19 protein-coding genes and 1 pseudogene are annotated in these 26,825 nt (G+C 57.3%); 10 read left to right on the top strand and 10 right to left on the bottom strand.

Annotated elements, in window-relative coordinates; translation table 11 throughout:
- Window positions 1-25 precede the first annotated feature (25 nt).
- The 3 genes from trpD to D9V82_RS07300 are packed head-to-tail and all read right to left on the bottom strand — an operon-like array spanning window position 26 to window position 3,215.
- Entirely contained in the window at window positions 26-1,045 is a 1,020-nt protein-coding gene (gene trpD / locus D9V82_RS07310; protein WP_121911759.1) for an anthranilate phosphoribosyltransferase, read from the bottom strand.
- On the bottom strand, window positions 1,045-1,692 hold the full coding sequence (locus D9V82_RS07305; protein ID WP_121911758.1) for an anthranilate synthase component II: 648 nt from the start codon (window positions 1,690-1,692) through the stop codon (window positions 1,045-1,047). Before D9V82_RS07305 ends, trpD begins: the two co-directional genes overlap by 1 nt.
- Window positions 1,689-3,215: an anthranilate synthase component 1 gene (locus D9V82_RS07300; RefSeq protein ID WP_121911757.1), complete on the bottom strand. Its 1,527-nt coding sequence runs from the start codon at window positions 3,213-3,215 to the stop codon at window positions 1,689-1,691. The genes D9V82_RS07305 and D9V82_RS07300 overlap by 4 nt, the downstream gene beginning before the upstream one ends.
- Window positions 3,216-3,523: 308 nt before the next feature.
- Here D9V82_RS07300 and D9V82_RS07295 point away from each other — a divergent pair, with 308 nt between their 5' ends.
- Together D9V82_RS07295 and D9V82_RS07290 are read left to right on the top strand one after the other, a co-directional pair.
- Window positions 3,524-4,999 carry an NAD-dependent succinate-semialdehyde dehydrogenase gene (locus D9V82_RS07295; protein ID WP_121911756.1) on the top strand — a complete coding sequence of 492 codons (1,476 nt, stop codon included), beginning with the start codon at window positions 3,524-3,526 and terminating at the stop codon, window positions 4,997-4,999.
- A gap of 319 nt (window positions 5,000-5,318) precedes the next feature.
- Window positions 5,319-5,639: a hypothetical protein gene (locus D9V82_RS07290; protein ID WP_121911755.1), complete on the top strand. Its 321-nt coding sequence runs from the start codon at window positions 5,319-5,321 to the stop codon at window positions 5,637-5,639.
- A 261-nt stretch (window positions 5,640-5,900) separates the two neighbouring features.
- Here the strand turns inward: D9V82_RS07290 and D9V82_RS07285 are convergent, their stop codons facing one another.
- Together D9V82_RS07285 and D9V82_RS07280 are read right to left on the bottom strand one after the other, a co-directional pair.
- Entirely contained in the window at window positions 5,901-8,486 is a 2,586-nt protein-coding gene (locus tag D9V82_RS07285; RefSeq protein ID WP_121911754.1) for a hypothetical protein, read from the bottom strand.
- 114 nt (window positions 8,487-8,600) lie between these two features.
- Window positions 8,601-10,193, bottom strand: coding sequence for an alkaline phosphatase (locus tag D9V82_RS07280; protein WP_239088614.1), 1,593 nt, complete (start codon window positions 10,191-10,193; stop codon window positions 8,601-8,603).
- 320 nt (window positions 10,194-10,513) lie between these two features.
- Here D9V82_RS07280 and leuS point away from each other — a divergent pair, with 320 nt between their 5' ends.
- From leuS to D9V82_RS07255, 5 genes are all read left to right on the top strand, one after another.
- On the top strand, window positions 10,514-13,360 hold the full coding sequence (gene leuS / locus D9V82_RS07275; protein ID WP_121911752.1) for a leucine--tRNA ligase: 2,847 nt from the start codon (window positions 10,514-10,516) through the stop codon (window positions 13,358-13,360).
- A gap of 3 nt (window positions 13,361-13,363) precedes the next feature.
- On the top strand, window positions 13,364-14,098 hold the full coding sequence (locus tag D9V82_RS07270) for a metal-dependent transcriptional regulator (RefSeq protein ID WP_121911751.1): 735 nt from the start codon (window positions 13,364-13,366) through the stop codon (window positions 14,096-14,098).
- Between the two features lie 136 nt (window positions 14,099-14,234).
- Window positions 14,235-14,708 carry a class Ib ribonucleoside-diphosphate reductase assembly flavoprotein NrdI gene (gene nrdI / locus D9V82_RS07265; RefSeq protein ID WP_167449751.1) on the top strand — a complete coding sequence of 158 codons (474 nt, stop codon included), beginning with the start codon at window positions 14,235-14,237 and terminating at the stop codon, window positions 14,706-14,708.
- 39 nt (window positions 14,709-14,747) lie between these two features.
- Entirely contained in the window at window positions 14,748-15,761 is a 1,014-nt protein-coding gene (gene nrdF, locus D9V82_RS07260; RefSeq protein ID WP_121911750.1) for a class 1b ribonucleoside-diphosphate reductase subunit beta, read from the top strand.
- A gap of 35 nt (window positions 15,762-15,796) precedes the next feature.
- Window positions 15,797-16,363, top strand: a complete 567-nt coding sequence (locus D9V82_RS07255) for an NADPH-dependent FMN reductase (protein WP_121911749.1) — start codon at window positions 15,797-15,799, stop codon at window positions 16,361-16,363.
- Window positions 16,364-16,391: 28 nt separating this feature from the next.
- Here D9V82_RS07255 and D9V82_RS07250 read toward each other — a convergent pair whose 3' ends face one another.
- The 5 genes from D9V82_RS07250 to D9V82_RS07230 all read right to left on the bottom strand — a co-directional run bounded on the left by D9V82_RS07250 (window position 16,392) and on the right by D9V82_RS07230 (window position 21,952).
- The gene (locus tag D9V82_RS07250; protein ID WP_239088613.1) at window positions 16,392-17,030 is read right to left on the bottom strand and encodes a hypothetical protein; all 639 of its coding nucleotides are present in this window, start codon (window positions 17,028-17,030) and stop codon (window positions 16,392-16,394) included.
- A gap of 119 nt (window positions 17,031-17,149) precedes the next feature.
- Entirely contained in the window at window positions 17,150-18,115 is a 966-nt protein-coding gene (locus tag D9V82_RS07245) for an MDR family oxidoreductase (protein ID WP_167449750.1), read from the bottom strand.
- A 44-nt stretch (window positions 18,116-18,159) separates the two neighbouring features.
- Window positions 18,160-19,143, bottom strand: a complete 984-nt coding sequence (locus tag D9V82_RS07240) for an NAD(P)-binding domain-containing protein (protein WP_121911746.1) — start codon at window positions 19,141-19,143, stop codon at window positions 18,160-18,162.
- A gap of 383 nt (window positions 19,144-19,526) precedes the next feature.
- On the bottom strand, window positions 19,527-21,119 hold the full coding sequence (locus tag D9V82_RS07235; protein WP_121911745.1) for a bifunctional ADP-dependent NAD(P)H-hydrate dehydratase/NAD(P)H-hydrate epimerase: 1,593 nt from the start codon (window positions 21,117-21,119) through the stop codon (window positions 19,527-19,529).
- Between the two features lie 17 nt (window positions 21,120-21,136).
- Window positions 21,137-21,952, bottom strand: coding sequence for an Fpg/Nei family DNA glycosylase (locus D9V82_RS07230; RefSeq protein WP_121911744.1), 816 nt, complete (start codon window positions 21,950-21,952; stop codon window positions 21,137-21,139).
- 118 nt (window positions 21,953-22,070) lie between these two features.
- On the opposite strand from D9V82_RS07230, the gene D9V82_RS07225 reads away from it, so the two are divergent.
- From D9V82_RS07225 to D9V82_RS07210, 3 genes and pseudogenes are all read left to right on the top strand, one after another.
- Entirely contained in the window at window positions 22,071-23,567 is a 1,497-nt protein-coding gene (locus D9V82_RS07225) for a DUF1846 domain-containing protein (protein ID WP_121911743.1), read from the top strand.
- A 42-nt stretch (window positions 23,568-23,609) separates the two neighbouring features.
- Window positions 23,610-24,551: an oxygen-dependent tRNA uridine(34) hydroxylase TrhO gene (gene trhO / locus D9V82_RS07220; protein WP_121911811.1), complete on the top strand. Its 942-nt coding sequence runs from the start codon at window positions 23,610-23,612 to the stop codon at window positions 24,549-24,551.
- A gap of 1,490 nt (window positions 24,552-26,041) precedes the next feature.
- Window positions 26,042-26,721 (top strand): annotated as a pseudogene (locus D9V82_RS07210) (IS256 family transposase); the annotation flags it as partial.
- Between the last annotated feature and the right edge of the window lie 104 nt (window positions 26,722-26,825).

Below are 26,825 nucleotides of genomic sequence, written 5' to 3'. Positions count from 1 at the left end.
TTCTTTACTTCCTAGGGCGGTCTGTTTAGTATTCGGCTTGCTCGTGGGTGCGCAGCCAGTGGTCCACTCTCCCGCTATCGATGAGTTCCTTGGCGTGTGTGACGCCTTCTGCAATCGATGTCGTGGTGTTATTCAGATAAAACATCGCCCCAGCTGATGCCGCGACTGCGTCGTAATGCGCTGGTTGGCCCGAGCCTTTAAATATGGCACGTATGAGCGCGGCGTTGCTCTGACCATCGCTGCCGGCCAGCTCACTGAGCTCATGCTTGGCGATGCCGAGATCTTCCGGCCTTAGCTCATAGTGTGTAACCTCGCCATCATTTAGCTCCCACACCTGTGTGGTGCCGTGGGTCGCGATTTCGTCGGTGCCGGCGCCGTGGACGACGAGCGCCCGCGTGCGCCCCAGTTCCCGAAAAACTTCCGCGATCATGAGGCCTTGGGCGGGGTTAGCGATTCCCATGATCTGAAGCTCAGGCCGACCTGGGGAGAGCAAAGGACCCAAGGTATTGAAAATGGTGGAGACTCCGAGTGCCTTGCGCACAGGCTGCACGTGGGCCACCGCAGGGTTATAGGACGGAGCGAACAGGAAGGTGAAGTTGGATGCTTCGAATTGCCGGACGGCGCGGCCCACGTCGAGGTCCAGCGGAATATTCAGCGCCTCGAGCACGTCGGCGGAACCAGACTTGGATGAGACGGATCGGTTGCCGTGTTTGACCATCTTTACTTCTCCGGCGGCGGCGACTAAGGACGCAGCCGTCGTAATATTGATGGTATTCGCGCCATCGCCGCCGGTTCCCGCAGAGTCCATAAGACCCTTACCGGTAATGGGGAATGGGTGGCCTACCTTCAAGAACGCCTTGGCGGCACCGGTGATATCCGCAAGGGTCTCGCCGCGGGTGCGGATATGCGTAAGCAGCGCGGAGATGTGGATATCGTCGTAATCGCCTACGGCAACTGGGGTGAAGACCTCGGTGGCCTCCTCTACGGTGGGCGCGGGATTATCCAGGAAGGCTTGCAGAGCTTTTAGTGGTTTTTGGTGAGCCATTAGTGCTTCAGCTCCATAGTGGGATGGGTGGATAGACGGTGTATACAACGGTCCAGCATGTCCGGGCCTCGGGGCGAAAGAATCGACTCGGGGTGGAATTGCATACCGAACGCCATTCCATCGTCCGTTTCGGCCGCCATGGCGATGGTGCCGATATCCGTCTCTGTCTCCGCGAGCACCCGTATGCCGGGTGGTACGTGGGTGCAGCCCAAGGAGTGATACCGGGCCACTGGAACTTGGGTGCCGGGGAAACCGGGTTGGGTGGGAACGGAGTCGGTGGCCAAGCCGGCGAATACCGGGTGGGCAGTACCCACCTTGGTGAGCGTGATAGGCATCGACTTACCATGCACAGGTCCGCAGGGTCCTACTTCCCCACCGTGGTACTCCAATAATGCCTGGAATCCCAAGCAGACGCCGAGGATAGGAATGGTGCCCAAGGTGGCATCGATAAGCTCCATCATGCAGCCTGCATCGCGCGGGTGCCCAGGGCCCGGAGAAAGGACAATAATATCGGGTTCGACAACGAGCACCTCTTCGACGGAGACGCTGTTGCGGTAGATGGTGGTGCGGTAACCGGCGAGGGCGTCGACGAGGTTATAAACAAAGGAATCGCGGTTATCGAGCAGAACCACGTGCGGCGAATTCATCTCTGTACCTCCAAGGTGGCGTTGTGCGCGAGGGAAATCGCGTGGAGAACGGCATAGGCCTTGTGTAGGGTTTCATCGGCTTCGGATTGCGGGATGGAATCGTGCACTACCCCGGCACCGGCTTGAACGGCAGCTGTGCCGCGGTGTACGAAGGCGGAGCGAATGACGATGCACGTATCCATGGCGCCGTCGCCGCGCAGGTATCCAACCGCGCCGCCGTAGGAGCCCCGGCGCTGCTGTTCAGTCTGCCGGATGAGCTCGCTCGCACGCAGCTTGGGCGCGCCGGTCAACGTTCCCATGTTCATGCAGGCGCGGTAAGCATCGAGGGCATCGAAGTCTTCGTGCAAGGTGGCGGTCACCCGGGAGACCAGGTGCATGACCCGGGAATAGCGATCCACTTGGAGCAGGTCTGCCACTCGCCGGGTGCCGGGCTCAGCGACGCGGGCGAGATCATTGCGTGCGAGATCCACCAGCATGATGTGTTCGGTGAGCTCCTTGGTATCCGTGCGCATGTCCAGCTCGTTGCGGATATCCAATTCATGGTTAATGGTGCCGTCCGGATAGAGGCCCCGCGGCCTGGTCCCGGCGATGGGATAGAGTTCCACCTGCCGCGTCGCGGGGTTGAACTTCAAATTGGATTCTGGTGATGCGCCAAAAATCTCAAAATCCTCTCCCCGGATATAGAACATATAGGGCGAAGGGTTGGTCTCCCGAAGCTGACGGTAAGCCGCAAAGGCATCGGGGCAGTCCACTGTAAACGTGCGAGCGGGAACGACTTGATAAATATCGCCGGAGCCAATATGTCCCTGGAGTTGCGTTACCTGCTCACGAAACGTGGCATCATCAATATCGGCGATCGCCGTCAGCACCTCTGTGGGCTGGCTGGATAGGGGTTCGTCTATCGCGGCGATGGGTGCGGCGGCAAGCGCGTCGAGCGTGTTCAGCAAGCGGGCTTGGTCGGTATCCCAGCTCTCCAACAGCGCTGTCTGCGTGAGGTGATCCACCGAGAGGACGGTCTGTGCGACGAGAAACTCATAATCGGGAAACTTATTGTGCCCCTCGCCTACCTCGGGGAGTGTTTCAAAAGTGGCTAAATAGTCATAGGCAAAACCACCGGCGATGAATGGCAACAGGTGTGAGCAGTAGGAATCATCCCGCTGTAGCGCGCGGAGGACATCGGCTGTCGATTCAGCGAGTAGTCGCCGCCTTTCTTCGGATTCAGTGGAGGGCGAGAATTCGAAAACAATCTCAGTGGTTTCACGTGAAACAATCTTGTCTGCGAAGCACGATTGCAGCATGGAGATAAGCTGCTCTCCCGCCGGGCTGAGGGCGAGTACGCGAACCCGCTGGCCCGTGCAAGTCACTTTGGCCGCAGCGTCAAGTACGGCGAGGCAGGTCAGTTTTTTCTTGGTTTCAATATCCGCGCTTTCCAATAATAAAGAATTGCTCGGTTGCGCCAAGCTACGAAAAAGCGCGGAAGCATCCCGGCAATAGGCAATATCGCGGGTGGCGATGTATGTCATTGCAGTGCCCTTTCGGGAGTAACTGGAACAGAGTGCTAGGGACCCGGAGTGTCCGCGAGCACGAGGCACTGAAAACGCCAAAAGGCCCGCAGAAAGCGAGCCTAGAATGGGTTGCGAAGAAAGGCCCGCGAGTTACGCGCGCCACCACTGACGAGTAGTTATTTTCTTCATGAGACCTAGCCTAGCCTAAATATCTATAGTGTGGAAGAAAAGAGATAAAAATATTCAATTGTTAAATAATGTGTGGTCTTAGCGTTTAGTGGGGGTAGTGTCGGGTAGGTCAATATCTGCAAGAAAGATGACAATAAATGAGTACGAATATCGAAGAGATAATTGCAAAGGTCCCTACCCAATTGCTTATTGGTGGTCAGTGGCGCGCTTCCACCTCCGGGGAGACTTTTGACGTAGAAAACCCGGCGACGGGTGAGAAACTCGCGACGCTTTCTTCCGCAAACTCGGATGATGCGATTGCTGCCCTCGACGCCGCCTGCGCTGTACAGGATGAATGGGCGCGCACCACGCCGCGCGAGCGCGCGGAGATTCTGCGCCGAGCATTCGATTTAGTACAGGAGCGGGCGGATGAATTCGCAACCCTGATGACGCTAGAGATGGGTAAGCCCTTTGCGGAAGCTCAAGGTGAGGTTACTTACGGCGGCGAGTTCCTGCGTTGGTTCAGTGAGGAAGCGGTGCGCGATTACGGTCGCGCTGCAATTGTTCCCGAAGGCACGCTGCGGATGATCACTCGCCGCAAGCCGGTGGGTCCCTGCCTGTTGATCACCCCGTCGAACTTTCCGCTGGCGATGGCGACGCGCAAGGTAGCCCCCGCGGTTGCAGCGGGTTGCACAATCGTGCTCAAGCCGGCCAAGCTGACTCCTTTGACAGCGCAGTATTTTGCCCAAACCATGATCGATGCTGGGCTTCCACAGGGGGTGCTTAACGTCGTAGCCGGTAAGTCTGCATCTGCGATTTCTGAGCCATTGCTTGCCGATGATCGCTTGCGCAAGCTTTCTTTCACCGGTTCTACCTCGGTGGGCCGGACTCTTTTGAAAGGCGCGGCCGATAATGTGCTGCGAACCTCCATGGAACTGGGCGGCAATGCCCCATTCATCGTCTTTGAGGACGCTGATATCGACCAAGCAGTCCAGGGCGCGATGGGCGCTAAGATGCGCAATATTGGCGAGGCCTGCACTGCAGCCAACCGCTTCTTGGTTCACGAGTCTGTTGCCGAGGAATTCTCCGAGAAGCTCGTCGCCGAATTCGAGAAGCTCAAGCTGGGCAATGGCATGGACGAAGGAATTACCTGCGGGCCTCTCATTGAGTCCAAGGCTGTGGAGCACGTTGCCTCATTGGTGGATGATGCTGCACAGAAGGGCGCTACCATTGCCACGGGCGGTAAGCGTAGGGATGGCGTCGGCTACTTCTACGAACCTACGGTGATTACTAATGTTTCACGTGAAACACGCGTCGCGCAAGAAGAAATCTTTGGCCCAGTCGCCCCGATTATTACATTCAGTACCGAGGAAGAGGCGCTCGAGATCGCTAACGATACTGAGTACGGGCTCGCATCCTACGTATACACTGAAAACTCTGACCGCTTGTGGCGCATCGCTGACGGCCTTGAGTTCGGCCTGATGGGCTTCAATGCAGGCGTCATCTCAAACGCCGCCACCCCATTCGGTGGCGTTAAGCAATCCGGAATGGGCCGCGAGGGTGGCGCGGAAGGTATCGAGGAATACACCTCGGTGCAGTACCTGGGCATCCGCGACCCCTATGCCAATGCTTAGGCCTCAAGTTGGTACCGCAATCACTGTTTAAGGCGCGCTTATAACCGTTTAGGATTAAGCATTTGAGTGCTTGCGTGCCAATGGTCGTTGCAACGGCGACTGTTACTTTGGTGTCATACTATGGGCTTGGCCGAAACGTTTAACGCTACGTTCGAGCGGGCAGTACTACGAGAGCGAAAGGTATTTGACAGTCCGATCGCCGCCGGTAGAAAGTCTTCTGTGGCCAGGCCCTAGCTAAGATGACTCCACTCGCCAGACACAGTCGACATGCCAGAGAAGCCACCTAGCTGTTAACCGGCGCCATTGAGAGGAAGTGTTCATGCGAAGAAAATTATTCGTCTCGTCTCTATTCGTCTTGATCGTTAGTTGTTTATTGATCGCTTATTCTGAGCGTGCTACTGATATGACCGCAGTTATAGGTTACGCAGGCCTTGTCGCTACGCTTGTTTTGATAATGATCGGCCTGTTTTTCAGAGATAAAAAGGCTCTTCCGTTAGAACTCGGAATTGAAGAAAAACTAGCCCTGCGCGCAGAATTTCGCAGAAATGGCGAGGTCAGCGCTATTAAAATGCTTCGTGAAAACCACCCGAATCTAAGTATCAAGGATGCTCGTCACGCAATAAACACCCTCATGAAGTAAATTGCCGATACTAGGGTGCCCGGCGAAAGTGCGCGACAAACGTTCTTTCGTTTACCGGCGTAGTTTGATGAGAAAAGCCCGCTTTCAAGCGGCGCACTGCGCTCCACCCTAACGCGGCGCCTATTGGTATCTTCATGCTCCTGGTGTGCATTGGCCACTCCAGCCAGTCAGGCCATCTAAGTGAGTTTAGTATCGATCACTCGGATCCGGCCTGCGTAGGGCCACGCTAGTGAGGCCACGTTAGTGAAAATGACCTGCCTTTTAGGCGCGATAGTTCCGGGTAAGAGCCTCCGCAGTGAGAATATCTCGGTAAAATAGCTCCGGAGCTAGCGAGACCGCCTCCGCGAGCTGCGGGAGGGCGTTGTCCAGCGCGGAGGCCACGGCAGCATCCGATAGCTTTCCGTTGGCCACCCCACGTGCGGCAATGGCAAAAACATAGGAAATAAACGGCATCCAGGCAGAGCCACCAAGTTCCGTGTTCCCCTCTCCAAAGGCGTTGAGGGCGAGCAGCGTGTGCAATACCGATTTATCTACGCCCAATTGCTGCAGCGTCACCCGCAATTGCAACGCGGTAGTGCGCAGGTTAGGCATGGTTCCAAGGCGGGTCAGGGCCAAGTCATTGGCAAAGCACTCGCGCAGCGCGGCGATACGGTGGGCGTCATCGCAGAGCTGCGCGTTATCCGTGGCGGGCGTTGGAGCCTCGCCGGTGGCGCTCATGAGCAGCATGGGGCGGGTGACATCGTCTATTCCCGTAATGGCCGTCCGCCATAGCGAAGCGGAGCCGGACTGTTCCACGTGGGCCTGGTTGGCATCGGCAAGCGCGGCGAGCACGGAAGAAGGATCCGTCGCCTCTTTACCATTGCGGCTAAAGGAACGGGAGATCAAGCCTGTGCGCACTAACGCGCGCATGCGCTGGCCACACTCGAAATCGACCTGCATGAGCGCATCGAGGCTGGCGCGCGGATCGGTTTCGATATCTTTGATAACGTCTTCGAAAGTTTCCTTAACCTTGGGGGCGAGGCACCGTAGGGCGGCATAGGTTTCCCAGGTGCCAGCGGTATTCTCGCTTTCGCCTTCATGGAAGATGATGAGTGAGCTTGCCGGTGGGTACTGCGGGGCGGCGAGATCGCTGGCCGGTTCATCCTCACGGAAGTCCACGATGAGATGACCAGCTTCGTGCAATTCCTCCGGTAGCTCGAAGCCCTCTTCTACCGGCTCCAAGGGCAGTGGCTCGCTGGCGGGGTTGCCCAGCGGCCATGCCCACGCCAAGAGTTCCATCTCCTCTTCGTGGGTTTGCTCGGGTATCAAGATGCCATCTTCGATGGTGGCGCGGGCCACCAGCGGGGCCTTGCGCACCGTGGCGATGGCGGCATAGATCAGATCGCTTGCCGCGGTTGCCTCGTATTCCATCACGCGGCGGTCCATGCTGCGCTTGAGGTGTGCCGCGCGCTCCTTATCCGGCAGGCCCTCTAGGTACTCCTCGTAGGACAGCGTGGACCACAGGAGGTAGAGCTCCAGCGAGGACTTCTTGGTCAGCGCGGCCTTGAGGGCGCGATTCGGCACGGAGAGCGTGGTTGTCGCTTCCGTTGAGCCGTTAGTGGTAACGAGATCCCGGATCTTCTGGTTCTTATCAATGACCACGAATTTTGCCAGCGGCAGCGGCTCCGGCGAGTGCACCGTAAACAGCGCATCCGCATCCAGCTGATCTGCCAGAATGACTTGTTTATCCATATAATCCACAGGTTCGGCCGCGGTGCGTTTCACGCGCGTGCGGATGGTCGCCGGAATGACCTCAAAGGTCAACTCGTAGCCAGCCTCACTACTGATGGTTTCCTCCCGCACCGACTCGTCTGCACTAAACACGCGCTGGCCTTTTTCCATCTGAATGGGCTTATCGGGAGACGAGGCAAGGGCGTAGCTAAACGGTGACAGGTTACCCAGGGCGTCGATGAAGCGGAAGTTGGTGCCGCGGGGTCCCTCATTCTTGGAGCGCATGTGGAGCGTCTCAGCAAAGTTGAGATAGTGGACATCGACAAGCTCCTCGCCCTTGTACAGGCTAAAGCGGTACCGGCCCACCCAAGGGTCTTCGAAGGCGTCACCAGGTAGAACTTCATGGATTCCCTCCGGCAGCTCATCTTCTAGGATTTCTTCCTCTTCTCCGCCGATGGGAACATAGGTAAGCTGTAGGTGCAATGGGGTATTGACCAAGAGGCGCGGGGATTTCGTATACACCAACTCGCCGTCCAGACCGCGGGCATTGGGCAAGGACTTGACCGCCATATCCCACGAAAAATCCGCAGTCTCTGCGACCGTGATGGTGGCCTTGTGCTGGCGCGGCACCGTGACGGTAAATGAGTCTTCTGCCACTATCTCAAAAATGGTCCAGCCTTCCCACGAGCCATGAGGCCGCAACTGGCTACCCGGGACGGGGCTTAGCTGCGTGCCGGTCGGTGCGATAAACGTATAGGTGCCCCGCGGTATGGGCTGGGTGGTATCGACGGGGCGGTGCGTGGAATTGAGCAGCAGGCCGCCATTGGCAATACCCGCAAACTCGAGCGTCTGTTCCGCAAAAGTGAGGGACAGGTGGGTAAAGGGCTGGGGTATGGAAACCCACAAGCCAGGTTCTTCACCGGAGACATAATAAAACTTGCGGGTAACTTCCGTGCCATCCAGCAACTGCGTGGTCACGGTCCATTGGGGGTCTTCCGGTTCATAAGCCGCGCTCACGGCTGGCAGGTAAAGCTCTACAGTATCGGTATCCGGCGAGAGGCGAAGATGCGGTACCCCCTGGAAAACCGCCGCGTCTAGCAAAGATGATAGCTGGCTATGAAACTTCTCCTGGCTCATTTACACCAGCCTAGATCATTTTTGAAAAGATGTGGATTCTGCAGGCAGAGGGCAAAAAGAAGGCTTTCACCACCGAGGGAGATGAAAGCCTTTGCGCACGACTAATCGCGTGGATTAGTGGAAGAAGTTCCGCCACGCGTGCGGGTTGATGGTGATGATACCCAGCTGCTGCGCCAAGAAGGCAATGGCGGCGATAGTTAGGGAAGCGATGCCGGCACCCGCGATGCCGGCAAAGAGCCCGCTCGTGGAAGAGCCTTCACCGGCACCGACACCGGCGTCGTTGTTATCGGGCTGCTCGGATGCAGATTCGTCTGCTTGGTCTTTGCCACCCTGGTCATCGCGCTTGATCCACCATTCATTCAAAGTCAGCTTGGCTAGGGTGGTGTTATCAATGTAGTCACCGCGCACAGGGTCGGTGTTGGTGGCCTTCGCGCGAATAGCCTCGGAGCCAGCGCCCTTGAAGAAGAATGGGACGACTTGGTTGGTGTGCTGCGTGGAGTACCACTGGTGGTCAGAGGGCAGGGTGTTATTACCGCCACCGTTCATGGAGTTGAACTTGCCCTCAGCGCGCTCGTTAGCACCGGAGAGGTATCCAGTTTCGTGGTCAGCGGTAACGACCAGCAGGGTCTCGTCCCAGGAGGAGTTTTCTTCCACCCAGTCAATGGCCGCATCGACGGACTTATTGAAGTCCTGTACCTCTTCGATATCGCGGGCGGATTCGTTGCCGTGGCCGCTCCAGTCGATGGCACCGCCTTCAATCATGACGTGGAAGCCCTTGTCATTTTGGCCCAGTGCGTTGAGGGCGCCGGTGGTCATGGTGGAAAGATCCACGACATCATTGCGCGGAATATCATAAGGCCCTGTGGATTCGCCGGAACGTTTTTGCTGCAAAGTGGAGGCTACGGGGGCGAGGCCGAAGTATTTCTGCCCTGCTGCGACATTGCCTTGGGCTAGGGCTTCAAATTGTTCCTTGGTTTCGACGTAGTTCCAGTCAGATGCGCCGGAAGATAGCTTGTTGTAGACCTCTTCGGACACGTATTTGTACTTGGCCTCATCCTGCTTGATGTTGTCATCGTCATAGAACGGGTGTCCGGCACCCATGATGACATCGAGGTCGGAGTTGAACATTTCATCCGCGATCGCCAGGTAATTATTGCGGGAAATGTTGTGTGCGGCCCAGGCAGCCGGGGTGGCGTGGCTAAATGGCACGGAGGACACCACACCCGCGGACTTTCCGGCCTTCTTGGCGCGTTCGGAGGTGTTTTCCAGCTTATGACCGTATTCATTAATGCCCAGCTTGCCGTTATCGGTTTTAACACCGGTGGACATGGCGGTGCCGGCAGCAGAGGAATCGGTGTATCCCTTATCTACGTACTCGTGGCTAGCCCACGCCTTGTGCGGGTCATAGGAAGAGTTATTTGGGTAGGTGGTCATGGACAAGCGGTTGAAGTCTTCGAAGCGCTGCACGGATTCGCCATCGAGTTCCTCCGGTCCTTCGGCACTAAATGCGCCATCGACCAGGTATTTGGATTGACCCGTTTCGTAGAGGTTATTGAATGCCACGTGGCCATAGCCCATGCCATCACCAATCATGTAGATGATGTTCTTTGGCCCCTGAGATTCGGCGGCAGTGGCCGGGGCAATTGCGCCAGCGGTAGCCACGGTAGCGGCTACGGCAGCGGCGCCAATGCGGAGAGTAGTGCGCATGAATTGTCCTTGGTGGAAATGATATACGGAGGGATAGCGGCCCTGCGAGCAAGAAAAATGACCCAGACATGGCTGGGCGCAAAGCCTTGAGTTGAAAAATAAACGCTTGATTTAACCGCGAAAGAAACTGCGCGTTAATAGATCCTAAACACTGCCCGAACATACCGTGGCATGCCGTAGTCCTTGTCCTGGTGCTCCACCTCCACCGCAGGAGCCAGGGCAAAGAACTGCTGCCGCCTACTAGTCCGGTGCCGAATGAGTAGAGCAAAACACACCTCTGCCTACCCGCCGCCGGACGGGGACTATTACACTGTGTGTCTATGACTAAACCGAGCGATTCCATGTCGTACCGCTACACCCCTGAACTGGCGAACCAGATTGAAAAGACTTGGCAGCAGTATTGGAAGGACCACGAGACCTTTAACACGCCGAACCCGGTCGGTTCGCTGGCTACGGATACTGGCGAGTTGCCCAAGGAAAAGCTCAACGTGCAAGACATGTTCCCCTACCCTTCCGGTGCGGGCCTGCACGTGGGACACCCGTTTGGTTATATAGCCACCGATACTTATGCCCGCTACAACCGCATGCTGGGCAAGAACGTGCTGCACACCATGGGCTACGATGCCTTCGGCTTGCCGGCAGAGCAGTACGCCATCCAGACAGGTACGCACCCGCGGACCACCACGATGACCAATATCGACAATATGCGCCGCCAGTTGGGCATGCTGGGCTTGGGCCATGATCCGCGCCGCTCGGTAGAATCCACGGATCCTGAGTTCTTTAAGTGGACCCAGTGGATTTTCCTGCAGATTTATAACTCCTGGTTCGATGAGGAGCAGCAAAAAGCTCGACCCATTGCAGAGCTCATCGAGGAACTGCAGGCCCAGCAGCGCACCACCAAGGACGGGCGCTATTACGAGGACTTGTCCCCGCAGGAGAAGGCCCAGGCAGTCGATGAGTTCCGCCTGGTGTATCTGTCCAACTCCACGGTAAACTGGTGTCCGGGTTTGGGTACTGTATTGGCCAATGAGGAGGTCACTGCGGAGGGTAAGTCCGAGCGCGGCAACTTCCCGGTATTCCGCAAGAACCTGTCCCAGTGGATGATGCGTATTACCGCCTATTCGGATCGCTTGCTTGAAGATCTGGAGCTACTGGATTGGCCGGAGAAGGTCAAGTCCATGCAGCGTAACTGGATCGGTCGTTCCCGCGGCGCGGAGGTAACTTTTCCCGCGGAAGGCTATGGCATCGACGTGTTTACCACGCGCCCTGATACGCTCTTTGGCGCGGAATACGTGGTCTTGGCCCCAGAGCATGAGCTTGTTGATGCCCTCTTGTCCCCCATCCCCTACGGCGATGACGTGGACGAGCGGTGGACCTATGGCAACGATGATCCGAAAGAAGCCGTTGAGTCCTACCGTGCGGATATAGCGGCGAAGTCGGACCTGGAGCGACAGGAAAACAAGGAAAAGACCGGCGTATTCTTGGGCACTTATGCCACCAACCCAGTCTCTGGCAAGCGCATTCCTATCTTCATCGCGGACTACGTGCTGACCGGGTACGGTACCGGTGCCATTATGGCGGTACCCGCGCACGATACGCGAGACTATGAGTTTGCCCAAGCTTTTGGACTGCCGATTACGGAGGTCGTTTCCGGCGGCAATATCGAGGAGGAAGCTTGGACCGAAGATGGCGCGTTGGTAAACTCCGCCAACGATAAGGGCCTGGATCTCAATGGTCTGAATAAGGCTCAGGCCATCGTTCAGGCCATTGAATGGTTGGAAAAGGACGGGTCTGGCCGCGGTAAAATTCAATACAAGCTGCGCGACTGGCTCTTCGCCCGCCAGCGCTACTGGGGCGAGCCCTTCCCCATCGTCTATGACAAGGATGGCATGGTCCACCCGCTGCCCGAGGCGATGCTGCCGGTTGAGCTGCCCGAGGTGGAAGATTATAAGCCTGCCTCTTTCGACCCAGAAGATGAGAACTCAGAGCCACAACCGCCGCTAGCCAAGGTCCGCGACTGGGTAGAAGTAGAGCTGGACTTGGGCGATGGCCCGCAAACCTACTACCGCGATACCAACGTTATGCCCCAATGGGCGGGTTCTTCCTGGTACCAACTGCGCTATATCGATCCCCGTAATGGCGAGGCCTTCTGCGATATCGAAAATGAGCGCTATTGGACCGGCCCGCGCCCAGAGGAGCACGGTGAGAACGATCCGGGCGGTGTGGATCTGTATGTTGGCGGCGTTGAGCACGCCGTACTGCACCTGCTTTACGCCCGTTTCTGGCACAAGGTGCTCTTTGACTTAGGCTTTGTCAGCTCCCAGGAGCCGTATCGCCGACTTTTCAACCAGGGCTACATTCAGGCCTACGCTTATACCGATTCCCGCGGCGTGTATGTTCCTGCCGCAGAGGTAGAGGAAAAAGACGGCAAGTTCTACTACAACGGCGAAGAGGTCAATCAGGAGTACGGCAAGATGGGCAAGTCCCTGAAAAATGCCGTGGCCCCGGATGATATTTGCCGTGACTTCGGCGCCGATACCTTGCGCGTATATGAAATGTCCATGGGCCCGTTGGATACCTCCCGCCCCTGGGCAACCAAGGATGTTATCGGATCGCAGCGTTTCCTGCAGCGCCTATGGCGCCTAGCCATCAATGAAGACACCGGTGAATTGGCTACTACCAATTCCGAGCTCACCCAGGATGATCTGAAACAGCTGCACCGCACCATTGCTGGCGTGCGCGATGATTATGAGAACCTGCGCCTCAACACGGTCGTGGCGAAGCTCATCGAGTACGTCAACTACCTCACTAAGACCTACCGCACCGAAGCACCGCGCGCGGCGGTGGAGCCCCTCGTGCAGCTGGTCTCCCCCATCGCCCCGCACATTGCGGAGGAACTGTGGCAGCGCTTTGGCCACGATGAGACCATCACCTACGAGCCACTCCCCTGCTTTGAGGAGAAATACCTGGTAGATGATGAGATTCAGGTACCAGTCCAGATCAACGGCAAGGTCAAGTCCCGCATCAATGTCCCGGCCGATGCTGACCAAAACGCCGTATTCGAGGCCGCTTTTGCTGATGCCAAGGTGGCTGACCTTACCTCCGGCAAGAACGTAGTGAAGAAGATTTACGTTCCCGGCCGGATGGTAAACCTGGTGGTTAAGTAACCAATGAGCGTAGACGTCTCGGGCCTCTCGCCGTCCAATCAGGACTACCTCAAGGCCCTGTTTAAGCTGGGCGAATGGCACGACGAGCCCGTGACGGTGAAGATGCTCGCCCAGCACATAGGCGTTCGGCTCTCCAGCGCGTCAGATGCGGTGCGGCGGCTGGAGAAAAAGGGCCTCGTCACTCATACGCCTTATGGTGCCATCGGGCTGAGCACCGAGGGGCGTGCCTTTGCCCTTGCCATGGTGCGGCGGCACCGCCTCATCGAGACCTTTCTGGTGGAATCCCTCCACTACCGCTGGGACCAGGTCCACGCGGAAGCCGAGCAATTAGAGCACTGCGTCTCCGATTTCTTCCTGGAGCGCATAGACGCTGAACTGGGTTTTCCGCGCCGCGATCCGCATGGAGACCCCATCCCCAGCGCCGCGGGCGACTACCCCGCGGACTATGCCGCGCCCCCGGCGTCCGAGCCAGGGGATCTGCGTAAACTCAGCGATCTGGAGCCCGGTGAGGCGGGCATAGTCGATCGCATCAGTGATGCAGACGCCGATCTGCTGCGCTTTTTCAGCGAGAATAACCTGACTATCGGCGCTGCCGTGAGCGTGCAAGACAGCCAACCTTATTCCGGCGGAATGGCCGTGTGCGTAGAGGGTAACCACAACGAGAATGCCCAGAACGAATACTCCGCGGCGTTTACCCTGAGCTCCCATGCAGCCCGCGCTGTGTGGGTGCGCATGTAACTTTCCTGCCCTCCTCTTTTTTGAAAGGTGGGTTATTTGCGCATGTCAATGGAGGTTAGTTGCGACGTAGTTGAAAGTACGTTAGATCTGTAGTTGAAGCAGAAATTGCGCTTCGGCGCAGCCACTAAGGAGCGAGATGACTACAGCCTCGACGCCACCCTGCGGCATTAATACCGCCGCTAATCTTGTGTATTTTTCTTCGGTCAGTGAAAATACCCACCGTTTCGTCCACAAGCTGGGCTTTCCAGCAGCACGCATTCCTCTGCGTCCGAAGCGTGAAGGAATGCTCTATGTCACCGAGCCTTTTGTGCTCATCGTCCCCACCTACGGCGGCGGCAATATCAAGGCGGCAATTCCGGTGCAGGTGCGCCAATTCCTCAACGTTCCGGAAAACCGTGCACTCTTGCGCGGCGTCATTACCTCAGGAAACACCAATTTTGGCGAGGCCTTTTGCTGCGCCGGGCCACAGATAGCCCGAAAGTGCGGCGTGCCTGAGCTTTACCGTTTTGAGTTGCTCGGCACCGACCGCGATGTTGCCCGCGTACGGGAGGGGTTGCAGGACTTCTTTGCGCACCACCTCTACCCCACCGCACACGCGTCCATTGCCTGACGGCCAGGGCCGCGAAGACAAAGAAAAGAGAGAACACCGATGAAATATCAAGAGCTCATTGAGCGATCCCAAACCCCGCCGCATTTTCGCCACGATGCCTCCACCCCGTTGCGCCCAGTGAACTGGAATCGCATCTGGGATGATAAGGATTTAGAGGTGTGGAACCGCCTGACCTCGAATTTCTGGCTGCCGGAGAAGGTTCCGCTTTCCAATGATTGCAATGACTGGTCGCGCATGGATCCAGCTGAACGCGATCTCACCATTCGCGTTTTTACCGGCCTGACGCTACTGGATACCGTGCAGGCCACCGTGGGGGAAATCAGCCAGATTCAAGATGCCCGGACTGAGCATGAGGAGGCCGTTTATACCAATATCGCCTTCATGCAGGCGGTGCACGCGCGGAGTTATTCCTCCATTTTTTCTACCCTGGCCAGCACCGAAGAGATCGAGAAATCCTATGCGTGGGCCGTGGATAACCCAGTGCTGCAACAGCGTGCGACCAGTGTCATGGTGCATTACTATGGCGATGACCCACTAAAGCGCAAGGTTGCTTCTACCCTCTTGTCCTCGTTGCTGCTGTATGCCGGTTTCTATCTGCCACTGCACTTTAGCGTGCACGGAAAGCTGACCAATACGGCAGACATGATCAGGCTCATCCTGCGAGATAAGGCGGTCCACGGCTACTACTCCGGATACAAGTTCCAGCGGGGATTGGACCACGCCACGGAAGCTCGCCGCGAGGGCATGCGGGAATTTACCTTTGAACTGGTGCGCAAGCTCTATGACCTGGAGATGCGCTATTCCGGCGAGCTCTATGAACCATACGGGCTCATGGATGATGTCGCTACGTTCGTGCGCTACAACGCCAATAAAGCCCTGATGAATCTGGGCTATCCCAACCTCTTCCCGTACGAGGAATGCCAGGTCAACCCGAAGATTCTCGCGGCACTCACGCCAGGATCGGATGAAAACCACGACTTCTTTTCGGGTTCGGGGTCCTCTTATATCATCGGCAAAGCCGTAGAGACCTCCGATGCCGACTGGGATTTCTAAACGCTAACAAGCCTCCACACGAAAGGACACACATCATGAAACTTCTTGTACTCGTCGGCAGCCTGCGGCGGGAAAGTATTGCGAAAAAGATCGCCAACCATGCCATCGAACTCGTTCCTGAGCACGTAGAGTGCCAGCGCTATGACCTGCGCAGACTCCCGCTTTATGATTTTGACTACGACGATCCTGGCGTGGCGGATAAACCCACGCCGGAAGCGTACACCGATTTCCGCAATGCAATTAAGGATGCGGACGCGATTTTGTTCGTCACCAGCGAAAACAACCGGACCATCCCGGCGTGCTTAAAAAATGCCATCGATATCGGATCCAAACCCAATTCCGATGTGGCCTGGAAGAATAAGCCGGCTGGCATCATCAGTCACTCCGTGGGCCGCATGGGTGGCTATTCTTCCCACAAGAACGTGCGCCTAGCCCTGTCCTACTTCGACATGCCGATGCCCGGTCAGCCGGAGGTATTCTTGGGCAATTCACCCGAGCTCATTGGTGAAGACGGAAAGATCGAGCCGTCCAGCACCATCGATTTCGTGCGGGACTACCTCGAGCGCCTTGTAGCGCTGGTACCTGCATCTTCGCAACACTAGGAGCTACCTATTCCTAGCAGCGAGGCGGCTAATCCCAGTACTCCGTGGCGCAGAGCGCGATGCCGTGCGCCCGGACTCCCTGGCCCGCCTCAACTGGGGCATCAACAATGAGCGGGAGCCCGTTTATTTCGCATACCCAGAACTCCCCTCCCCCAAACTCATTGGTCTTTTTCTCCACGTTATTCACGGTTCCCGCAAGCTCCACCTGCGGATTGAGCAGGCTGGGCTTGTAGTTTTGGTAGAACCGTTCCGTCGCTGGAGATCGCAGCGAAAACGCCGCCGTTTCCGTTACTTCATATTCCAACGCAACGACTGCGGGCCGCACGCGGCCACGCAGTTTTTCGCCGCCTACGGGGTTGCCGGTGGGAAGCGTAAAGGGGGCATCGCTCAGCACCGCCAACCGGAGACTTTCCACTTCTAGAATGCCAATAAATGGCATGGCCCGATAAAGCGTCGCCTCTGAGTCCTCCCCGCCTCGGAATGACGGCACTATGGTCCACTCCCCTTCGTACTCCATCGCCGTTACGGCGATGCCGGAAGGATCCGCGTAGTAGAGCACTCGATCGAAAGCCGGTGCATCCCACAAGGTCTGCTCGGCGGGTAGCTCCGCGATGAGTTCTTCTGGGTGTAGAAAATTGAATCCGCAGGTGCTAAAAAGTTTATCCATGCCCGTCATCATAGACAGCCGACAGGCTGATTTGAGTCGCAGGCAGTCCGTACAGGAGAGGCACCCCGCCATACCCGGCGGGGTGCCTGCCTAGACGTAAGTCCTAACAGGCCGAGGCCTTAGGAAATCTTCAGCACCGTGCGGCCGTGATGGCTACCATTGATGAGCGACTGGGCTTCCTCGACCGCATCTTCCAGCGGCAGGGTGTTGGTCATGGAATCTAGGATGGATAAGTCCAGGGTGCGGGCGAGGAGCTGCCAAGCATTTTCCCGGTAGTGCAGTGGCGCGTCGACGGAGTTCACGCCGGCCAGGTGCACGTTGCGCAGGATGAAGGGCATGACGGTGGTGGGAAGGTCGGCGCCGCTTGCCATACCGGTGGCGGCAACGGTGCCGCCCCACTTGGTGCGGGCCAAAACGTTGGCCAGCTCCTGGGAACCGGAGGTGTCCACGGCACCTGCGTAGATGGCCTTTTGCAAGGGCTTTCCCCGCTCGGTGAATTCGGAGCGGTCAATGATCTCGTGCGCGCCGAGTTCGTGGAGGTAATTGGCGTATTCATCCGGGCGGCCGGTCATGGCGTGGACCTCGTATCCGGCGTTCCGCAAGAGGTTGACGGCAATAGAGCCAACGCCACCGGTGGCACCGGTGACGAGGACTGGGCCCTCAGGAAGATCGCGCAGTGAGTTAACGCACAGCGCCGCAGTGTAACCTGCGGTACCAACGGCAGCGGCCTGTTCTGCGGTGAAATCTGCGGGCAGAGCTACGGTGGCGCGGGAGTTAACGCGTTGCTTCGGGGTGTAGCCGCCGTGGCGGAATTCGCCAAGGCCGTCGCCAAAGGAGGCAACGAGGGTGCCTACCGGCAGGCGCTGAATATTGGACTCAGATACGGTTCCAACGACGTCGATGCCGGGAACCAGTGGATTGGTGCGGACCACGCCGGGATTGCCGGAAATCGCCATCGCGTCCTTGTAGTTCAGCGAAGAATAAGAGACATCAACGGTCAGGTCACCCTCGCCGAGGAATTCTCCATCCTCAAAGGAAGTGGTGACGGATTTGTCTTCGTTACGGGTAACAAGTAGCGTGCTCATGCTCACCAATATACGTCAATTGCGATGCACCCATTCTTGAGCCGCTAAACGCTAGGGCAGCAAAGCTTGGTAATCTCCGCTGCGGCCTGCTTGGCAAAGGGGCTCACCCCGGTAATAGTTGCTGACCCAGGGCCCGTCCAGGTTCCGTACCCGACAAGGAAAAGGCCCTTGACGGTGGGGGTGCGCCCATTGAGGAGCGTGCGGAAAGGGCCGAGCGCGGGGCGGAACCCGGTACACCAGATGAGGTGTTTTGCCTCCACGTCATCGAGGCTGCAGAACATGGGGGAGGCCTCGAGCAAGCCCTCATCGCGGGCGCGTTGGACGGGAGGAACGACGACGATATCGCCCAAGTTGGTACCAGCGCCGGGGTCGGGCTCGCCGCGCATTATGGCGATCAGGCGGGCGTGGTTGTGTTGAAAGAGCACGCGGCCGTCGACATTATCGGGCATCCATCGCGGTGGCTTCGCCGTGAACCACGTAGTGTCCACGCCGGATAGCACGAGCTCTGCGGCTATTTGCGCCCCTGAGTTTCCCGCACCGACAACGGCGACGGATTCGCCGCGGAAAGGATCGGGTCCGGGGTAGACCGCTGAGTGCCATTGGCGTCCGGAAAAAGAACCCGGGTAGAAGGGAATAAACGGTGCGGACCACGTGCCCGTGGCCGCTACTACCGTGCGCGCGGTGAGACACTCGTCATTGGTGGTGACATGAAAGTTCTCGCCATCGTGGGTGACTTCCTGCACCCGCACTGGTCGGCGTACGGGCAGGTCATAGCGCTGCTCGTAGCAGGTGAAATATTCGATGACGTGGCTGGCGGGCGGGAAACCCTCGTGGTGGGGCATCGGCCAGCCAGGCAGGTTGGAAGAGGCGCTATTGCTAAACAGCGTCAGTGACGGCCACGCGTGGCGCCAGGCCGCGCCGGGGGAGGGCTCGGCATCGAGGATTTGGAAATTGAGCCCCCATTTGTGCAGGTAATAGCTGGTGGCCAGGCCCGCTTGCCCGGCACCGATAACGATGCTGTCTAGCATTAAATGAGCTTTCGCTCGCGGGCTACCGCCACCGCGGCCGGGATATCGGCTTGGGTGTTATGGGTGGTCAGTATAAGCATGACGTTAACCATGGGGCTGCTCCTTGCGGGGATTCTGATGGCAAGCGCGGGGCCTCAACTACAACGTGCCCATTATCCACGAAGTCCAGGGTGACCGCATTCTCAAAAGGTCCAGGATGACTTCCCAGCGGGAGGTACGCGTGTGCTTCATCACGTTATTAAGGCCTTCATGTGCGGCGCGCACGACTACTTGATTGATACCGCTGGGAACGGCGCCCTTGCCAGAAGCGACGAGCTCGAAGGTGGCGTTCTCGCTAAAGCCAGGTGGGCAGCCAGCGCGCGGCCGTGTGAGCAGGCAGGACGTTAACGGTGCATGACGAGCAGGCGCGCGATGGACTGCGGGATCGCCGCGGCAATCTGGGAAGCAGAGCAAATGCCAAAACCATCGGTGGTATGTGCCGCGATGGCTGCGGCGTGTTGGTGCAGGGCGGCGGCGTGGAGGATCTCCATGATGATGTATTCCGCATCGGTTTTTTCGTGGTCTACCTGCGCGATGGTGGCGCCGAGTATGCCCGATAAAACATCGCCGGAGCCGGCGGTAGCCGCATAAGAGTGGCCGGCATTCATTCCGTATATGGGCTGGTTGGGCGCGGTGACCGTAGTGATCCGGCCCTTATGCAGTAGGAAACAGTCCAAGTCCTCGGCCAGCTCGTGCTGGCGCGGTCCCACGCCCTCGCTGAGGTCGAGCTTGCGGCCAAAAGTGGCCTCGTAAAGGCGGCGGAATTCGCCGGCGTGTGGGGTAAGAATGATCCGCGGGTGGGCGCGGACGCGATCGCGCAGCTCAGCGCTCTGGGCGAGCAGGGTCAGGGCATCGGCATCCAGGATGGTGGGCAGTTCGCGATCTAAGACGGCCTGAAGTTCGCGGGCCGCGGCCTCATCGGTACCGCGTCCGGGGCCAACCACCCAGGCTTGGGTATGCACCTTGTCCTCGGCGCTCGGGTGGGCAACCACCTCGGGCAGGTGAGGGACCACGGCATCGTTATCTATCACCCGCACCATGGACGGTGTGGCGCGCACCGCGCCGGTAGCAGCCAAGATGCCCGCGCCGGGATAGGCACTGCTACCAGCACAAATAGCGGTGACCCCGCCGGTGTATTTCGTGCTTGAGGCGTGGGGAGTGGGGTCCACGATGGGCCCTGTGCAGCCCACGGGCTTGGGGGCGGTGACGTGGCCGAGGTGGGCATCGGCAAGCACGGGCTCCGTCGGCCACTGGAAGGGGAGATCGATGGTGGGCTCGTTGGCGATATAGCCCGCCGGCTCAGCCGTGGCCGTTAGTTCCTCCGCAAAGGACCGCGGCGCGTGGGGCAGGTGCAGATCGCACAGGACCACCGTGCCGCATTCCGGGGCGAAGATATGGCCGGCGCGCGCCCAACCAAAGCTCACGGTAACCGTTGCCGCGACGGCGTTATCCGCGGCCACGCCCGTATCTGCGTTGATGCCAGAGGGGATATCCACCGAAAGTATTGGGATATCGTGTTGCTTAGCCGCGCGATACGCGGCAAGACTGGCACCGCTGAGGCCGCGGGTGGAGTTGAGGCCGGCAACGGCATCAATAAGCAGGCCTGTAGACTCCACACGCGGTTGCTTTGTAATGGTCCCGCCAGCGGCGGTAAAGGCCTGCAGCGCCGGGTCGTGCGCAGTATCGGCGACGAGGATAGCATCGACACCATACCCCTCCGCGGCGAGGAAAGCACCTGCATAAAGGCCGTCACCACCATTGCCGCCGGGCCCGGCGAGGATGGTGATGCGGCGAGGATTAGGACCCGGCAGCATGGATTTCGCGGTGGCGGCAACACCCCGGGCAGCCAGGCGCATGAGCTCATCATCGTGGCTCTGCTGCGCGAGGAGCGCGGATTCGGCGGAACGAACGGCGGATACACTAAAGGCAGGTCGCATGCCCGCTACTATAGGCTTTAAGCAGCTGATTGGCAGGTAGGGCACCAGAAGAGGTTTCTGCCCTCCATGACCTGCTCTGCAATCGGCGTGTCGCAGACATAGCAGGGTAGGCCCGCGCGCCGGTAGACGTAGACTTCGCCGCCGTGATCATCTTTGCGCGGCTCGCGATTCATAGCTTCCGGGGAGTGCTCGGCGCGCACGGTATCAATGCGGCCGTGCTCCACGCCGTAGTCCATGAGCTCTACCAGGTCTTTCCAGACGGAGAAGAATGTGTCACGGGAAACCTGCTTGCCGGGCGTGAAGGGGGAGAGGCCGGCGCGGAAGAGAGTCTCCGCGCGGTAGATATTGCCCACCCCGGCATACAGATGTTGATCCATCATGAGTGAACCTATGCTGCGGCGGGATTTGTGCACCTTAGCCCACAGCGCATGGGGGTCAGCATCGGCGCGGAGCGGATCCTGGCCCACCGTGGCTAGCCTCGTTTGATATTCCTCCTCTGTAAGCAGCATGCAAAACTGGGGACCGCGCAGGTGAGCAGCCTGCGTTCCATTGTCTATGCGTATGCGGATTTGTCCGCGGGTTTCCTCGCGCGGCTCGAAGCTGAGCTTTCCGATGAGCCCCAGGTGAATATAGAGAATATGCGCCGGGGCGCCGGCGGTGAAATGTACGAAGAGATGTTTGCCAAAGGCCTCTGCATGGTCGATTTCTTCCCCGTCGAGAATGGCCGCCTCGGCGGCGAAGCGGCCTTGTGGGCTGGTCACGCTCAGTGGCATCCCGCGATAGTCCGCGTTGAGTGTGAGAGCGAGGCGGTGGATAACGTGACCTTCAGGCATGGTTTTAGTGTAGTGAGATCGTTGGTAGCCCCCAACTAGCGCGCGTAGCGCCCGAGGATGAAAAAGAGTAAGCTCGAAGTGCGGAATGATTTCATTTCTATTGAAGGGTCGATAAATCATGACGCACCAAATCGGTTTTGACCGAGAAAAATACATTGAGCTGCAGTCAAAGCACATCCAGGCCCGCCGCGAAGAAATCGGCGGAAAGCTCTATCTGGAAATGGGCGGCAAGCTTTTTGATGATATGCATGCCTCCCGCGTGCTGCCGGGCTTTACCCCGGATAACAAGATAGCCATGTTGGAGCGCATCAAAGAGGAAATTGAAATCCTTCTGTGCATCAACGCCAAAGACATTGCCCGCCACAAGGTACGCGCTGATTTAGACATCCTGTATGAAGACGATCTCCTGCGTTTGGTAGACGTATTTCGCAGTCGCGGCTTCTTGGTTGAAAACATCGTGATGACCCAGGTAGAAGACGGGAATGCGCAAGCAGAAGCTTTCATCGAAAAGCTCGAGCGCCTTGGTCTCAAGGTAGCCCGACACCGCGTTATCCCTGGTTATCCTACAAATACAGACCTCATTGTGTCTGAGGATGGCCTGGGTAAAAACGAGTTCGCGGAAACCTCCCGGGACTTGGTCGTTGTGACCGCCCCTGGCCCTGGTTCCGGCAAGCTCGCCACTGCCCTATCGCAGGTTTACCACGAACATCAGCGCGGCAATAACGCTGGTTACGCTAAGTTTGAGACCTTCCCCATTTGGAATCTTCCCCTCGAGCACCCGGTCAACCTCGCTTATGAGGCCGCCACGGTGGACCTTAATGATTCCAATATTATTGATCACTTCCACTTGAGTGCCTACGGCGAATCCACGGTGAACTACAACCGCGATGTTGAAGCCTTCCCGTTGCTGCGGACCCTACTGGAAAAACTCACCGGCAGCATGCCGTATGAATCTCCCACGGACATGGGCGTGAATATGGCAGGCTACTGCATTACCGATGATGCGGTTTGCCGCGCTGCCGCGCAGCAGGAAATCATCCGCCGCTACTTCAAAGCCAAGGTAGAAGAAGCTCGCGCCGGGTTGGGCGATGAGCAGTCTGAGCGCGCCGTCGTCGTTATGGCCAAAGCTGGTATCAAGGTCGATGACCGTCCGGTCGTTGGTCCGGCCCGCAAGCGCGCGGAGGACACCGATGGCCCCGCCTCCGCGATGCAGCTTCACGATGGCACCATTATCACCGGGCGTACCTCGCCGCTGCTGGGCTGCTCCGCGGCGATGCTGCTCAATGCCCTTAAATACTTGGCCGGAATCGATGACGATACCCACCTGCTATCGCCGGAATCGATAGAGCCGATTCAAACGCTCAAGACGAAGCACCTGGGATCGTCTAATCCTCGCCTGCACACCGATGAAGTGCTCATCGCACTGTCTGTATCCGCCGCGAAGGACGAGGATGCGCGCAAGGCACTGGAACAGATCAAGGAACTCGCTGGTTGCGATGTCCACACGACCACCATCCTGGGCTCGGTGGATGAAGGAATCTTCCGCAACCTTGGCGTCCTCGTGACCTCCGATCCGGTCTTCGCCCGCAAGAAAGCGCTTTACCAGAAGCGATAAGGAATTGGGGATCTTGCCGGTAGCGGGCCTAAGATTATGGATGTGACTATCGGCAAAGTTCTCCTCTACTACTGCTTTACCCCTATCAAGGATCCCACCTCCGTCATGCTGTGGCAGCGCACCCTGTGTGATTCCTTGGGTTTGAAGGGGCGCATCCTTATCTCGGAACACGGCATTAATGGCACCGTCGGTGGCGATATGGATGCGTGCAAGCGCTACGTGCGCCAAACCCGTGAATACCCGGGCTTTAAGCGTATGCAGTTCAAGTGGTCCGAAGGCGGCGCTGATGATTTCCCGCGCCTATCGGTCAAGGTGCGTGATGAAATCGTGGCCTTTGGCGCGCCGGGCGAGCTCAAGGTGGATGAAAACGGCGTCGTCGGCGGTGGTACGCACCTTAAGCCGGAAGAGGTCAACCAGCTGGTAGAAGAGCGCGGCGATGAGGTCGTCTTCTTCGATGGCCGCAATGCGATGGAAGCAGAGATTGGCAAGTTCAAAAACGCCGTCGTGCCAGATGTGCGTACCACCCATGACTTCATTGCAGAGCTAGAATCCGGCAAATACGACTGGATGAAGGACAAGCCGGTCGTCTCCTATTGCACCGGTGGCATCCGGTGCGAAGTCCTTTCTTCCTTGATGAAGAATCGCGGCTTTAACGAGATTTACCAGATCGATGGTGGCATCGTGCGCTATGGCGAGAAGTACGGCAATGATGGGCTGTGGGAAGGCTCCATGTACGTTTTTGACAAACGCATGCACCAGGAGTTTGGCCAAGGCCTAGAGGATCCGGGCTTTATCCAATTGGGCCACTGCGTGCACTGCGGGAAGGGCACCAATACTTTTCACAACTGCATTAATGAGGACACGTGCCGCCAGCAGGTGCTCATTTGTGATGACTGCGTCGAGAATGCGGAAACCCAACACTGTGGGAGGTCGGATTGCGCCGAGATAGCAGCGAATCTCGTCGATCACAATTCGAAGTCTTGATTATGGATTGTTAGAAGCTGTTGAAACAGGCCCGGCCTACTGGATGGGCCCGACCCCCGATGTGTCTGCTTTTTCGGGGGTCGGGCCCTACTGACCAAAGCAGCATAGCTAGCCCCCGATGTGTCCACTTTTCGGGGGTCGGGCCCTTGTGCGGCACGACGAGATCTAGGATCTGACCGCCGACGAGTCTAATTTCGGGGGTCAGCTCGTTCGATATTTTATGAGGCAGCTGAGTCAACCGAGAGTGTCTAATGGTTTGTGTGTAGGTTCCCAACCTGCATAAGGAGATAGGGCCCGACCCCCGGTGTGTTCACTTTTCGGGGGTCGGGCCCAGCATATCCTATTTTGTAATACATAACATTCATAGCTTGTTGGAGTGGTATATGACATATATGTTCAAGAAAAGAACCCTTTCTACCATTTTGGCACTTTCAATCTCCCTATATGGAGTGAACGTAGCGCATGCGGAAGAGACAAAGGAGATCGCGTACCGGGATCTCGTAACAGCCGAGTCAGTCCTAGATCTGGAACTGGAGGAAGCACTCTCCGGTACTGACATTGACTATAGAATGGTTGGCCCGGCTCCCCGCGCGCTTCCTGCGGTAGCAGCCGCCGCAGTTGCCGTAGTTGGATGGTGTGTAAATGGGGCGCTAACTTCCGTTCCTGCATCTGCGGTACATGACGCAGCTTCACGAGCAACCAATGTATCAGTCCCCCACCGGACTATATGATGAATGCTATCTTTGGGTGCGCTGGTGGGCCCGTTGTTGGCGCTCTCACCACCCAGGCAATGCGAGTAAAGTTCGCAGGGGCGGTTTTGGCTTTCGTGACTAAAATAAGGAATTTTGGCTAAGTGATATTCCCGATAGTTATACTATTTTTCGCAACAGCACTTTCGATATTTCTATCTTTTGCAACTTTTTCTGGAAAAAAGTTTGAGCCTTTTTCGAGTGGTGTAGATTTAGTAAGTTCGATGCTTTATGCCTCGGCGTCTATTTTTTACGGATTGGCAATATATCTTATAATTGAATTGCAAATATCACTCGGTGCTTTTTCATCGTTTTTCGCGCTCTTTCTATTCTTTTTGGGCTATTTGCGACAGAACCGGAAAATCACAAAGCGGGATGTCCGGTAATTTTTATGTTACGTGGTATTTAGGTGCTGTTCAGCGTACTGCACGTTTATCTGTTGCAGGCTAAATAGCGCAGACCCTTCCATGCGCGACGCTCACACCGCCCCCACGCACCGGGTTGTGGGTGTCGTGTTTTGCTGTCTTTGTGCTAGCGCTAACGTTGTAATCATGGAAGATTGCCTGTTCCCAGTGGCCCATGCCGCTGAGGTCTATGGGGTCGCGAAGTCCACCATCGTGTGCGCAAAAGTTTTTTAATCGTTTGTGTGTAGGTTTTCGATTTGCATAAGGAGATAAGCCAGAATGACTAGTGTGGCACGACGAGATCTAAGCTGATAAGGCCACAATTTGATGCGATTGAATAAGGAAGCTTCTTGCTAACCCTGAGATGGCGAAACTTATTGACGAGCTAGGCACGTCCACCACGGATGCCAACGACCTGGTTCGGGGCATGTTGCAAGCCTCGATCACTAGGGGTTTGAATGCTGAGATGGATGCCCACCTTGGCTACAAGTCTGGCGACAGGAGTGCTAAAGCTGCTGCTGGGACAAACAATCACCGCAACGGTTCGTATCCAAAGACCGTGGATTCTAACTACGGGCCAGTGACCGTTGATGTGCCTAGGGATCGGGCTGGAACATTCTCGCCGACTATGGCCCCTCAAAGGCTCGAGGAGATTGACCGACGTTGAGTGAGACGATCGTCAGCTTGTATGCCGGTGGAATGACCATTCGGGATATCCAGCATCATATGGCAACTGCGATGCGGGTAGATATCTCTCATGAAACAATTTCCGCGGTCACTGATGCCGTTCTCGGTGAGGTCATGGTCTGGCACAACCGCCAGTGAGATGAGTTCTACCCCGTTATCTTCTTGGATGCGCTGGGTATTAAAGTCCGCGACGGTGGCCGAGTCGTCAACAAGTCTGCCTATATGGCTATCGGCGTGGACCTCGATGGAATCAAGCATATTTTGGGGTTGTGGATTGCTAAAGAAGAAGGCGCTTCATTGTGGGCACTGAAGTGCCCCGAGTTTTGTTCCTAGGCATTTGCCTTGATTTCTATTATTCCCTGTTGCGGGGTCTTCTTCCAAAATTCGGTTTCCACCTCGACCGGGGTTCGATATCCCAGGCTTTGGTGGAGCCT

The organism is Corynebacterium macginleyi (assembly GCF_003688935.1).
GTDB lineage: Bacteria > Actinomycetota > Actinomycetes > Mycobacteriales > Mycobacteriaceae > Corynebacterium > Corynebacterium macginleyi.
This window is presented reverse-complemented; position numbering and strand designations above follow the sequence as displayed.